The 13294-nt window shown below is 34.5% G+C and carries 15 protein-coding genes and 1 pseudogene; 10 read left to right on the top strand and 6 right to left on the bottom strand.

Annotated elements, in window-relative coordinates:
• Positions 1 to 35 precede the first annotated feature (35 nt).
• The 6 genes from ABVT42_RS05705 to ABVT42_RS05680 all read left to right on the top strand — a co-directional run bounded on the left by ABVT42_RS05705 (position 36) and on the right by ABVT42_RS05680 (position 6625).
• On the top strand, positions 36 to 1778 hold the full coding sequence (locus ABVT42_RS05705) for a hypothetical protein (RefSeq protein ID WP_353896022.1): 1743 nt from the start codon (positions 36 to 38) through the stop codon (positions 1776 to 1778).
• Between the two features lie 234 nt (positions 1779 to 2012).
• Positions 2013 to 2636, top strand: coding sequence for an energy-coupling factor ABC transporter permease (locus tag ABVT42_RS05700; RefSeq protein ID WP_353896021.1), 624 nt, complete (start codon positions 2013 to 2015; stop codon positions 2634 to 2636).
• Between the two features lie 72 nt (positions 2637 to 2708).
• On the top strand, positions 2709 to 3032 hold the full coding sequence (locus ABVT42_RS05695) for a fibronectin type III domain-containing protein (protein ID WP_353896020.1): 324 nt from the start codon (positions 2709 to 2711) through the stop codon (positions 3030 to 3032).
• A complete protein-coding gene (locus tag ABVT42_RS05690) occupies positions 3004 to 3396 on the top strand; it encodes a hypothetical protein (RefSeq protein ID WP_353896019.1) in 393 nt (130 codons plus the stop codon). The genes ABVT42_RS05695 and ABVT42_RS05690 overlap by 29 nt, the downstream gene beginning before the upstream one ends.
• 12 nt (positions 3397 to 3408) lie before the next feature.
• A complete protein-coding gene (locus ABVT42_RS05685; RefSeq protein ID WP_353896018.1) occupies positions 3409 to 3882 on the top strand; it encodes a hypothetical protein in 474 nt (157 codons plus the stop codon).
• A 727-nt stretch (positions 3883 to 4609) separates the two neighbouring features.
• Complete coding sequence (locus ABVT42_RS05680; protein WP_353896017.1) at positions 4610 to 6625, top strand: hypothetical protein; 2016 nt, start codon at positions 4610 to 4612, stop codon at positions 6623 to 6625.
• Positions 6626 to 6931: 306 nt separating this feature from the next.
• Here the strand turns inward: ABVT42_RS05680 and ABVT42_RS05675 are convergent, their stop codons facing one another.
• Complete coding sequence (locus tag ABVT42_RS05675; protein WP_353896016.1) at positions 6932 to 7519, bottom strand: class I SAM-dependent methyltransferase; 588 nt, start codon at positions 7517 to 7519, stop codon at positions 6932 to 6934.
• A gap of 774 nt (positions 7520 to 8293) precedes the next feature.
• Between ABVT42_RS05675 and ABVT42_RS05670 the strand changes: the two genes are divergently transcribed.
• The 4 genes and pseudogenes from ABVT42_RS05670 to ABVT42_RS05655 form a co-directional block, all read left to right on the top strand.
• The gene (locus ABVT42_RS05670) at positions 8294 to 8746 is read left to right on the top strand and encodes a hypothetical protein (RefSeq protein WP_353896015.1); all 453 of its coding nucleotides are present in this window, start codon (positions 8294 to 8296) and stop codon (positions 8744 to 8746) included.
• Between the two features lie 71 nt (positions 8747 to 8817).
• Positions 8818 to 9021: a hypothetical protein gene (locus tag ABVT42_RS05665; RefSeq protein ID WP_353896014.1), complete on the top strand. Its 204-nt coding sequence runs from the start codon at positions 8818 to 8820 to the stop codon at positions 9019 to 9021.
• Entirely contained in the window at positions 9021 to 9179 is a 159-nt protein-coding gene (locus tag ABVT42_RS05660; protein WP_353896013.1) for a hypothetical protein, read from the top strand. The genes ABVT42_RS05665 and ABVT42_RS05660 overlap by 1 nt, the downstream gene beginning before the upstream one ends.
• A 99-nt stretch (positions 9180 to 9278) precedes the next feature.
• Positions 9279 to 9769, top strand: a pseudogene (locus ABVT42_RS05655) (IS3 family transposase); the annotation flags it as partial.
• A gap of 218 nt (positions 9770 to 9987) precedes the next feature.
• Here ABVT42_RS05655 and ABVT42_RS05650 read toward each other — a convergent pair.
• From ABVT42_RS05650 to ABVT42_RS05630, 5 genes are all read right to left on the bottom strand, one after another.
• Entirely contained in the window at positions 9988 to 10449 is a 462-nt protein-coding gene (locus ABVT42_RS05650) for a hypothetical protein (protein WP_353896012.1), read from the bottom strand.
• Between the two features lie 137 nt (positions 10450 to 10586).
• Positions 10587 to 10856, bottom strand: coding sequence for an IS66 family transposase (locus ABVT42_RS05645; RefSeq protein WP_367023508.1), 270 nt, complete (start codon positions 10854 to 10856; stop codon positions 10587 to 10589).
• Positions 10857 to 10884: 28 nt separating this feature from the next.
• Positions 10885 to 11613, bottom strand: a complete 729-nt coding sequence (locus ABVT42_RS05640) for a transposase (protein ID WP_367023506.1) — start codon at positions 11611 to 11613, stop codon at positions 10885 to 10887.
• 98 nt (positions 11614 to 11711) lie between these two features.
• The gene (locus ABVT42_RS05635; RefSeq protein ID WP_353898139.1) at positions 11712 to 12605 is read right to left on the bottom strand and encodes a hypothetical protein; all 894 of its coding nucleotides are present in this window, start codon (positions 12603 to 12605) and stop codon (positions 11712 to 11714) included.
• Between the two features lie 9 nt (positions 12606 to 12614).
• Entirely contained in the window at positions 12615 to 13208 is a 594-nt protein-coding gene (locus ABVT42_RS05630) for a hypothetical protein (RefSeq protein ID WP_353898138.1), read from the bottom strand.
• Positions 13209 to 13294 lie beyond the last annotated feature (86 nt).

Here is a 13294-nt window from a genome sequence, read left to right as displayed (position 1 = left end):
TTGTTAACGTTTTAAATATAGAATAAATACTAAAAATGAAAAAGAGATTTTACATTCGCATACACAAAAAGCTGGTTTGGTTTGCTGCATTAACATTGGCCATTTGGGGTATTTCAGGCATATTACACCCAGTAATGTCTTGGACAGGTCCTAAAGCCAAGCATTTTTTCGCTCCACCATTACACATTTCACCACAAGAAATTCAAGCTTTACCAAAGATAATAAAAAAATTAAAAAATACGCCGATTAACTCGGCTAAAATAGTACCATCACAGTATGGTCCGCTTCTGCAAATTAATATTACTACAACACAACACTTAGAAAAAAATCCAGTAATAACAGATACGATCAATTCGAACTTATTTAAAAACCAACAACCGGAAAAATTAGCATCTCACCAATCTCGTGAATATTATCATCTACAAGAAGGCAGTAAAATCACACAACATGATAAAGCTCAAGCGCGCTGGTTAGCCAATTATTATACCGGGCTTAAAGACAAACAAATTTTATCTGTCGAAAAAGTTACTGAACATACCAATGACTATCCTGATGTTAATCGCTTATTACCTGTATATCGAATTACCTACAACACAAGCGATCAAAGAGTCGCATACATTCATACTGAAACTAGCTCACTTGCCTTACTCAGTAACCAATATCGCGCTCAATTACAAGCAATATTTAAAATCTTGCATACTTGGAACTGGTTAGATAATCAAACCGTCGCCAGAATTACAGTTATCGCTTTTTTAATGTTAACTTTATTGACGATGGCGGTATCAGGTGTATTAATGATATCTTCACTAAAATCAAGAAAAATAGCCAATAGTGATCGTCGACGACATCGTGCTTTGGCATATGGACTTTGGCTGCCAGTACTCGCCTGGTCATTCAGTGGTTTTTATCACCTACTTTATAATGAATGGCGCGCCCCATCCCAGTTAACTCAAATGGCTGAAGCAATAACACTATCACCAGAGCAAATCAGCCCTGAATTTAGCTGGCTTAATGATTTTAAACAACAAAAAATAACCAGTCTTAGTTTAACCCGCGACCCAACGGGTCAAATATTATTTCGATTAGGTATACGTTCAACCACCAAACAAAATATAATGGCTCAATTAAGTAACCAGACCAATACTAACCGAAGTACTCATTCAGTTCACCAGTCAACAACGCACCAAAAAGAAGTGATATCATCAAATAATAAGATGCCAAGTAATAGTGCTCGCTTTGATGGTATTCCCAGTGAAAATAGTGCGATTTATATCAATGCCCTTACTGGTCAAACAGTTGCCATTAATGACAAAGATCGTGTTCTTTGGCTGGCGACACAGTATTTTAATGTTAACCCCAAACAAATATACCAAATAAGCTTAATAACCCGCTTCGGTAACGGCTATAGTTTTCGTCATAAGCGACTACCCGTTTGGAAACTTAGTTTAAAAGATGCCTATCATACTTCAATTTATATCGATGCTGTAACAGATATGCTAATTGATAAAAATCGTTCAATTGATCGAATTGAAAATGGAATTTTTTCAATGTTACATAAGTGGAACTGGCTCGATCCATTTACAGGTCGAGTCATACGAGATATTACAATCACTATTTGTATACTAAGCTTATTCGGATTAGCTGTAATAGGAATACGTTTAAAACTAAAATCCACAAAAAAAATCCGCTCAATGCTCTCTTCTGAAACAACTTCCCCAATTGCTGAGCAACACGCGACTAATACAACAGAGCCTACCAATATAACGAAATCAGGATAAATAAGCTGTTAACTAAAAGAATTTATTTACATCATAAATGTTAATCAATAATCTCAATTAAAGATTAACCAGCCAATATTCTCTATTGACGATTGGACTAACAAGCGAATTAATCTTTTATGAAATACGCTGAAAACGGTTATAATGAATCTAATTAATTTATTATCCGTTTAACGGCCTTTACCCAACATGTTAATTAACGCAGATTTCTTTCCGGGAATTTTCACTTTCAGTATGAATTTAATTGCCCTTTTGATATTTTTATGGGCCAGCATACGTGCACCCTGGCATCAAGTTTTTGCCGTTGCCGAAAGACAGCATCTTTTGTTAGGGAGCATATTGTTCCTTACAACATTTTGGTTAATGCATATTGAAATCATTAAAAATGTCATTGTACATCCGTTAATTATCACCAGCATTGCGCTAATGGTTGGCTTTAGGTTGAGTATAATTGTAGTCGGCATCGCCAGTATCGCTTACTTATTATTGTTAGATTTATCAATTTTCAATTGGGGATTTCACCTAATCATTAATGGTGTCATTCCTGCGGCATTTATTATTTTTATTAATCACTGGTTACGTAAAAAAAATCCCACCAACCTGTTTTTCTATACACTTGGCATTGGCTTTATTTGTGGCGCATTAACAATTCCTATTGCAGCATTAATTTCAACAAGTTTAATTTGGCTATTTGATATCGATTTAATGCAAGCCTCTAGAAATACTTTTGAAGTATCTTGGATTCTATTAGGCATGTTTCCAGAAGCATTCATCAACGGTGCATTTGTCTCTTCTATCACCGTATTTTACCCACACTGGATGCGCACATTTGATGAAGATTATTTTTTGTCTAAATAATTCATGCGCTATTAATTATCTGCACTATAACTAATTTTTTAAGGTGTAACATGAGAATAGATAGCTGATTTTTTGGTTTGGTTAAAAAGTCAGGGGAATTTCAGAATTCATGAAACAGAAGTTAGTGGATTACAAGCGAATACCACTTATTTCTATCGAGTTAAAACAGGCAATACTACCAGCGCTATTTATCAATTCACAACACCAGCAGACTCTCATCATGAAAGTAATATACACTTGGTTACAATGAGCGATATGCAAATCGACAGTTCAAATCCTGACCAATTTCAACAAGTCGTTGAAGATGGAAATAATTATGCACAATGGAAAAACGACTTTTTTACGCCATTAAAACAGCTTACGCCCTATGTACTTATTTACCTGTTGCGCCAATGAGAGTGATAATGGTCATGCTTGGCAATTAGTTGATATCCGTCAGTATGCTACACAAATAGATAGCGGCAATGTTGCTGCATATTTTGGTGGCAAAATGCGAGATTGGAATGGTAGTGATATTGCTGAAATAGCTATTGAATTTATTAATGCCCAAGGTTCAGTAATCGCAACTTCAGAAAGATTAACTAACCAAAGTGCAACCTGGACCAAGATTTCTCGTTTAGCCGCAGTCCCATCTGGTTCACGTGAAATTCGTTTTAATCTTTATGGCACTCGCAAAAACGGGACCTATAATGACAGTTATTTTGATGATTTAACATTAAAACTTGAGCAAGCTTCAGAGTGTCCAACCATTGAAGGCTGATACCCATCTTAAGTGGGTCAATGCAAAATTACCGAGGTAAAATCAGGAAATCTGTTATTAAATGGTGATGGTGAATCTGGCGCAAATGCCTGGTCTGGTACAGGCCCTATCGAAGCATTAAGCAGCGGTGAATGTCAGTCAGCTCATAACGGCTCTCACTTACTCGCTGTTGGAGGAATTTGTAGCAATGAAACATCACTTGGTCAAGTTTACCAATCAATTGATTTAAGTGCTTATCAAGCATCAATTAATTCTGGCTCAGCCAAATCAGAATTGAAGGGTTGGTTAAGAAACTATAACGGTAAAGATATTCCTTCAATTTGGGTTGATTTTTTTATTTTACAAGGTGATAAAATTAGCCAGTCATCTGTGTTACAACATCAAACATCGACCTGGACTGAAGTTTTACAAACCTTAGACATAGCGGTGAATACCGCATATGCAAATTTTATTTTTACAAGGACAGAGAAAATCAGGAAAAGATAACGACAGCTATTTTGATGATCTCAGCGAAGTGATTGAAACAATCAAACAATGCGAAAAGTAGTTTGTAAAAATAATGAATAAATTAATATTTTATTGAATTAAATAGCAACTCCACTAGTCCAGTTATTTAGCAAAAACACATTTCAAAGTTATGGTTTTATTATTGGGCTAGTGTCGCTAATGCGGCGTTTTACTTATTTATATTCGTTTGAATTTCAGCCAAATTCAATCTACTTTCTTGAACATTCAAAAAAAATATAAAATATTTAAATAAATAAATTGCAAATTATTCTATACTCGTCTAACATTTCGCCAGCATTAAACAGGAACATTTAATTTATTTGCTTGAGTTATTAAGTGAGTTACTAAGCTGTTTTTTATTTAACTCAAATATTTAGATAAGCTAAAAAGTGAAATAAGTTAAAATAAAATAGGAACTTCTCATGAAATATAACCTTCCATTTTACTAAAGCCTATTAAATTAGTGCTTATCGCGTTATCAAACAAAGTACTGGTTAAAATGTTTAAAAACTTAATTAAGACCTCTAACCATGGAGTAGAGAAGTTGTGTCAAAAATTAGTTTCACCCCACAAAATTAGAAATATTTAATAAAAACATTAATCAATTAATTTATTTTGAAATTTTTGTCGTATTACAAATAGCCAAACATTAGGCTTCATGTTTGAGTAAATTCAACTTTTTATCAATAAAAAAGGAAATAACTAGATGAATAATCTTTCAAAAATGCTCATAATGAGTACAACCTGTTTAGCATTAACAGCGTGCTTAGAGGTTGAGGATAACAGCAACAATGATGTCGTTGCTGCTCTTGAAGAACAAAACACCTTACTGGAAGAGCAAAATAAAGAATTACAGAAAAAAGATTTACCGGTTTCTATATACGGCATGGTCGTTGATGCAGAAACAGGTGAAGCCGTCGACGCAAAAGTCAAATTAAAAATTGGTCCAAATTGGCAGGACTTTATTTCGGTAAGTGGTGAGTTTACTATTGATGACCTACCTGTTAATACCAATATTATTGTGCAAATTGAAAGTCCTACAAATGCTTTTTTACCCAGAGCGTTCTTTACAAAGACAACTAATGCTGATGCAGGACAAGTAGTTATGCAAGCATTAGGTGACTTGAACGTTTCCAAAGGCGTACAAGCGTCTTTTTCAGTTTTAAATGCTGAGGACAGTTCTTCGGTAGAAGGATTGGAGTTTACCTATAATCCTTCGGTAGCTTATGGTAATTATATCAGTAATTCGATGTTAAGAAATTATGATGTCAAGTCAACTTATAACGCTGAAACACAGACTTATTCAATTACCATACCCGAATTTTTATCCGTTTCTTTATTTGCATCAAAAGATATCGATGGCGATGGCAAAGTTGACTTTGTTACTTTAGATGGCGACTTTGATTATTCCGATAAAATTAAAATCAACTCTCTCGAAGCACAAAAACTTACGACACTTTATGTAGAAGAAGCCGAATCTTACCAACCGGTACAACTCAGAATCAGTATCGCCGACAACCTAGGTAATGATTTTACAGAATTAGATTTCTACGCAAAAGATCGTTATACCGGACGTATGGATATTTCTTATGACGCGAATACCAAGGAATATGTTTTTGACTACCAATCTTCTGGCGAAGTTGAATTATTTATGCCAGCGTTTGTTGTAAATGATAAAAACTATTCGAGCGGTGAGATCAACTTAAGATGGTCTACACTTGAATTCTTAAGTATTACTTCATCTGGGTTTGATGATAATTTTAATTATTATAATCGTGTCGAGGTCATTGATGGCGTAGCCAAAATAGTTGTTAAACCCAGAGAAATAAATAGCAATCCTAATATTTCAACACTTTCATCAACAGTTGATGAAGCCGATAACTATAGTTTAAAGCGTTTTTACGAAGCACCAATTGCAACACTTGAAGACTCTTTTACTTTAGAAAAATATGATATTTTTACGGTTATTCGCGGTAACGATTCTAACTCTGATGCAGTGCCCAATGGTGTTACAAGAGTAGGCTACACGACTCAGCAATTACCTGTTGATTATTCATTACGATATAATGATACCTTTTTATCAGTAAAGTCTTCACAAGTTTTAGATTGGGGTTATTATAGATATAAAATTAATAACCTTGTTAATCGCGCAACCGGTGAAGAGTTTGGTTCAAACTATTATCAAACCGTTGATTTTCAAATTGAAAAACCCGAAAATACCGGCATATTTCGCATTAACGATATAAAGCTCGATAATAATAATGGAACAACAAATGGCAATGCTATCGTAGCCACGACTACCGCTGGTATTGCAAATACTGCAACGAACAATAGGCGTTCAGCTTACGTTTACTTTCCTGATACCATAGAAACACTAGAATTCTTAAGATTAACAGCTATATCTAAAGTAACGAATGGAATCTATTCTAGTCTTAACAATGATTATGGGAATATTGTTTTAGATGGCAACATCAAAGTAAGCAGTACACGATTAGTTAGCCTAGCAGAAAATGAAATTGTTGAAAGCTTTAGTGGTGGTGGTTATAGCGTTTCAAGAGGCACAACTCTAGAAGATGGAAAAGCTTACTATAGTCACTTTGGCTACTCCTATATGTCGGATAACACTGCTAGTCAAACTAACAATATGACCTTTCTTTACGCTTATCAGGTTAAAGGTGAAACAACTGTTCACGAAGGCACCATTACTTTATATGTGCTTTAATCAATTTAGTTATTAAATTAGCTATCAACTAACTTAATAAAATATTTAACCTAAGAAAGAATGTGTATTTATTATACATTCTTTTTTAGCAAACTCTCATTAATTATTACTGTAATAAATAATTTGAAAGCCCACATCTTTTCTTACTATTATTCAACCTTTTAAAAATTACCAATCGCAAAATTTATTCCTACTGCATTTATATTTATACTAACAATCAAAAAATTATCATTTAAAATTTAAGTAATCGTTTCATCTTTTTACAATAGGCAATACACACTAAGCACATAAGTTAAAGCGAGAGCATTATTCGGACATCACTATTTCAATTTTTGGCCCCTGTTGTAATTCAGCTAACGGTTCTCTAATCGGTTTAACGACTTTTAATTGCGCAATCATTTCTATTACTTGATTTCGTTGTGTTTTAATTCTAGCCATAATTTGTTCAGGCGTTAATCCTTGGTTTTCCGCCGCACGAACGACTAATTGAATCATCTCTACTTGCCAATCACCTCGATATCCATAATCAGCTCGCCAATAAAAGGGTTGTGAAAAATAACCAAAGCTACCATGAAAATACTGCCTAACATGTGTTGGATCTTCAAAGGCATCATCACTCGAGCCATAAGGTGTTCTGATTAGTGCTATCGCATTGTCACTGGCAATTCGATGTAACTCTTGCATTAATGGCAAAGGGTGATGAAGATGTTCAATCACATGCGACAGCAAAAATTCATCAATGCAATTATCTGGTAAAGGTATTGGGGCATGTTCGCAATTATCAATATCACTTACGATATCAACACCATTCAGCGCCTTATGATCGAGATTAAGCCAACCTTGCAGAATATTGCGACCACAACCAACATTTAACTTTCGAGAAGAAGTGTTCATTTTTTCACCTTCCAAAAGACAGAGTAACTAGCATCTTACGCCAGTATATTTTGTTCGTAAATGATATTATGAGCCGATCGAAATCTCAATTTTCAATATTACAAATAAATTCGTTTAGATTATTTTCAGTAACATAAAATTAATTAAAACATAAAACACTAGAGACAAACACAATATTTCTCTAGATTTTTTCAAAGCTAGTTTGAGCAATCTGGCTTTTAGTTAATAATTAATACAAACAATAAAATACATTAAGTCATTGTTTGCATCAGCTTTTGCTGAGGACTAGCTACACTTCAAATTTGAATTTTCATTAAAAGCCAACTCAAAATTTAAAATAAAACTGGCCCAATAATTTAAAACCCCGCCATTTTTTTAACCTAATTTTATATTAATTTAATCAAACCCAAACAATTAGAATAACGAGTTATAGTTGTCCCCGTTCATGTTCTGCCGCGATTCATTACATGATGAAATGCGCCTTCATATTCCATTCGAGTGGGTCTTGGCATAACAATAATATAGCTTAGGTTTTATATATTGAAAAATAGGATTGACTCCTTATTTCCCCAGAGCCTGCCCCCTTATATGTATGTATTGGCTAGAAGAAGTTGAAAAGCTTTATGTGGGAGTTTTGTGAATTCAAGATATAAAAACTAAACTTAAGTTGTGAGCTGCTTCTCATTTACACTTGGGAAATGAGTTCCTTTTTAGCAAAGAGAGATAGAATTTGTCTTCTAAATAAATAAGCTTAAATACAGGTAAGGATACGCGATGCTTCCTAGATTTGACGAAAGACAAGATGCAGAAAGACGCTATAAGAAATTAAGAGAGCAAGCTTTACGAGCAGTAGAGCTGCGATTAAAAAGCAAGGGTTTTTCTTTTACTACCATTACCGAACAAGCTTTAAGTGCGGTGAAAATATGGAAAAAATCGAAATCAAGACCATACCCTTGGGACTGGAGAGAAGGTCGTAATCGTTATCAGTCTCGTTATCCCAAAAGGTTTGAAGTTGCTTTATGGCATAGAAATAAACTTGTTGCTATTTCATTAGGGAGACCTACGTTTGGGGGAAGTGGCATGAGACTTGATATTGTTGAAGGTCGTCCACATGATTTAGGTGATAGACCATCAGTAATGGATGAGATTTTATTGGCATATGAGGTTTATGCGTTATTATTAGGGGCTTCCCATATACGAATAATGAACCCAGTAAATGAAGATTAAAAAAGGTATTATAGTTCATTTGGGTATACTTATGTCAGGGATGGCGATTATTTAATTAAGCGGATAGGCTAATGAGTGATAAAGAAGTTAAAGATGATAAAATAACCAGCATTCGCAAAAACAAAAAACAGCTTACAGAAAAAGAAGCTGTTGATTTGGCAATGCAAAATTACCGAGAAAGAAAGGCTAAAAATATTAAAGAGCCTGATTGTATTAACTCTGGTGGTTTTGAAGAGCTTGAAAAAGATGAAAGTGAATTAAGAGAGGAAGAATAATGGAAAAATCAAAGAAAGACTTTAACCGTATGAGTGAAGAGGAAAAACAGGTTTATCCATCTCCGAAAGAAATGACACTAGAAGAAGCTCAAAGAAATATGGCAACCATTGTGGCAAGAGTTAAAAACCGTCTGGATAACACTAAAAAATCTAGCTGATCTATAAACCTGTTATATTTGGGTAGAGCTACGTTTAAGTAAACACTTAAAGAATACTTTACCAAGCATTATTTTATCTTAATTGTTGGTGCTGGCTTTAATGTCACCTATATCTGGACGGGAAAACGCTGGGCTTATCTAGCCGTAGTTTTAGATTTATTTGCTCGAAAATTAATTGGATGGGCGCTATCTTATTCCCCCAATAGTCAGCTAACCAGTAAGGCTTTAACAATGGCTTTTGAGATGAGAGGTCGCCCTAAAGATTTGATGTTTCACTCCGATCAAGGAAGTCACTATACCAGTCTTCAGTTTCGTCAATTAATTTGGCGTTATCAAATGAAGCAAAGCATGAGTCGACGAGGAAATTGTTGGGATAATAGTCCAATGGAAAGATTTTTTCGAAGCTATAAAACCGCTGGATGCCAACTATTGGTTATCAATCGATTGTTGAAGCCGAGCATTCGATTGTTAATTACATTTTACGTTATTATAACTCTGTTAGACCACATACTTTTAATAACGGCTTAACACCAAACATAGCGGTAGATATTTATTGGAAAAACTCTAAATCTGTGGCCAAAGTTACTTGACCACTACACACTTTAAATACTTAAAAGCCTTGTTCAAACGAGCAAGGCTTAAAAGTTAGGGCTGTCCCCGTTCAGTACTCTCTTTCGGAACAAGGCTTAAAAGTCAGGAGTGTCCCCACTCAGTGTTCTCCTCCGACAAACGTGGTAAAAATGGTGCTTAATTGATCAGTGCGAGAGTTGCACCCTTTATCTTTGATTGTGTGCCCCCATTGATTGTGTCAGTGTTTTATATTCCATGTATAATCTCTTGCTAACAGAGAAATCATCATATGGTTACCGAACAATATGTAATGCTTGATATCGTCAAACCAATGAACTTTTTTAGCCTCATCAGAACCTTCAATCTCTAAGAAATTTGAATTTGGACAAAAAGTAGTGCGCTTCCATTTATCAAAAAACGCTTGTGAACTTCCTTTTGGTGGTAACCACATATCAATCAAAGACATATCAAAAAAACTCTCATCGAAAAGTTTAAGATCACTGTAACAAGGAGAATACATAAAATAAGCACACCCAGAAAAAGAAATCTCAACAGTTCTTTCCACAAACTCACCCTCTAAATTTGTTGCAAGAAAATCTATTAAGACATTCCCATCATCATCAGCCTCAACAACAGACATTTCTGGTGACGAAGGGCTTATTTGCCAAGACACTTTTACAGGTATAATTTTCTTCTTCATAGTACTTTCCTTTTAATTCGGCACCGTAACGAAATATAATAATTTCGGATTTTTTTTACCTACAGTTACAGCTGTAGTTCTACTAGGCATTATACCTACTTGTCTGTAATTGCTCAAAAAGTGGGGGCATTTAGACTTTACGGTGAGTTTACTATGAATTCACATAGTTGAGGTATTTTTCCTAACTTTTTTATACGATCTTCTAAGTAATGCCAAAATGAAATACCATGACGCTGACAGGTTTTCTTAAGCGATAAAAATGTATCAAGAGAATCTCGACCATTATCGCTTTTTGTGCATCCACTAATTTTTCGACGCTTAACAAACTCACGAATATCCGACTCGCTCAAGTTATTATGAAGTGGAATTGAAGGATTCACCAAACATTTAAGTAAAGTGGTTTTCATTAGGTATAAAAAAAGCAAGGGGTCAAGCCTATTTTACAATATATAACTCCCTTTCCAATTGCTTTACCTCACTCAACCATTGGCCTTCAACTAACTCACGCTTAACCTTATTCACAGAAAATGATACACTTCCACTATGACTTAAGTTAAATAACACTGCAATTTGCTTGAGACTCAGTGCCCCATATCGCTGACAGGCATACATCGCAAACGCTCGTGCGGGATTGCTCACTCGTTTACCTCCTGGACAGCTTTTAATATCGCGGCTCTTTACTTTAAATATGACTGCTACCAGCTCAAGAATTCTTTGTCCACCTGGTCTATCTTCCAAGACTTTTCTTAGTTGTTCAATATTTTGCTCTTTTGTCTCTTCCCTGACAGATTCTTTAAACGCTTTATCTCCAAGCACGGTCAAATAATTGCCTCGATTATAAAAACGAGAGATATCTTCATCAACCAGAATTGACTTATATCGTCCCCTGAATAAAGGCCCATCCGTTCGGTGCAGTCGATTATACCGCTGGGTGTATACCCCATTAATATGGCGCATGATTCGGCTTAAATTAGCTTTGGGCGTTTCTATCAGCAAATGGTAATGATTACCCATTAAACAATAACAATGAATCATCGCATCAAATTGCTCATGCGATTCTTGAAGGACCGATAAAAACGCCTGATAGTCTTTTTCATGGTGAAAAATCGTTTGACGGCCTCGGCCCATCTGCTTGCCATTGCTCTTGAGTTGCTTTTTGTTCACAGCCAGCAATAATTATTAAAGCTATACTTTTAATGTTCATTTTCTACCTTTATATTGAATAACAGCCAATTTAATCACTGCACCTTAAACTCTTACTTCTATAGTTCTCTTAATAAAGAAACTACCTTTTCTGACAAAATCAAATCATCTAATATTTTTTTCTTATCTAAATCATAACTATATTTTCCATTTTCAAAAAAGAAATATATAACTTCCATATCTCTTCCCTTATTAAGATAAACGCGATTTTCATTTTTTGAAATATCAAAATATACAATCATTAAGTCATTTGAGCTTATATAGTAACGAGCTTCACCTTCAATTTCCTTTTCGACTTTCAAAACAGCTTCTCCAAGCTTTTTGTCTATATTAAAATCGAACAACCCACCCTTACGAGTAAAAACACTTACTCCCTCTGCCAATTCTTCTTTATCATCAGCAGAAAAAACACTCAATTTATTAATCACTTCAAAATTTTGATTTTTTTGAGCCGACCTGAAAAACATCCCTACAAAGCTATTTATTGGGTTTCTAGAGTTGACTTGGTTTATTAAATATTCATTATTGATTTTTTCTAATTTAATATGAAAGTTAACTAACTTTCCATTAAGTAACTCAATTTTCACTATAAAATTAGCAAATTCTCCATATGTTACACCTTCAATTTTTTCAATTGAAACTGCATTATAAAACCTATCTAAAAATGAATTTTTTATTTGCTCATACGTCATATTTTCTTGTTCTACATTTAGTTTCTCAAATGCTTTTTTAAAACTCCCTTTTTTTGTCAATTCAAAAAAGGACTCAACAGTTTTCCAGGCATCACTTTCACTTTTTTTGTTATTAATAAATTCAAGAAACACTCCAGACCCTATGTGCTTTCCATCCTTAACAATTGGCAGCTCCACCTGCTTCACTCCATCAAGAAAATCAACCAAAAAAATCAATATTATAGTAATAATTACCAAAAATATTATTATTGCTTTTTTCATAAGAAATACCTATCTACACTGTTTAAATGCGCCATCTAAAAATTTATATTCAAATTTATACCCATATACATCTTCTCCATCGACATCTTTACCAGTAAATTCTAATTTTCCTACTACATCGACTCCATCAAAACAAACAGTTCCACCCAACCCAGTTTTGCAATTATAACTTGCTTTACCACTGACACTGCTGTTCAATGCTAACCCGATCGACACCACACCACATCCATCTAATTCAAAAAAAGAATCTATAAGAAAACAAGATTCTCCACTAACTCCACCAGACAAACCTAACGCCAATTTAGGCTCCAACGTAGCATCTAAACAAAAATCTTCCCCTTCACAATTATTAACAGAAGATTTAATTGTTCCTGTAGTAGAAAATTCACCAGATATATAAATTCCACCAGAGACTTTAACATCCGCATAAAAATCACCAGCCCAAGATTCAAACCAGACTTGAATATCAATTTCAGGTGCTGGTGGTGGTGGCAGAATCCTTGCTTTAACCTCTAGCTTTCCTGCTATTGCAGCACTAGCATTCTGTGCTCCTGTTGTAATAGATGGCTCAATAATTCGTAATTGCTCAAAAAGTGGGGGCATTTAGACTTTACGGTGAGTTTACTATGAATTCACATAGTTGAGGTATTTTTCCTAACTTTTTTATACGATCTTCTAAGTAATGCCAA

The sequence above is a fragment of the Aliikangiella maris genome (genome assembly GCF_040719265.1).
GTDB lineage: Bacteria > Pseudomonadota > Gammaproteobacteria > Enterobacterales > Kangiellaceae > Aliikangiella > Aliikangiella maris.
Note: the sequence above shows the minus strand (reverse complement) of the source record. Positions and strands in the feature narration are given on the sequence as shown.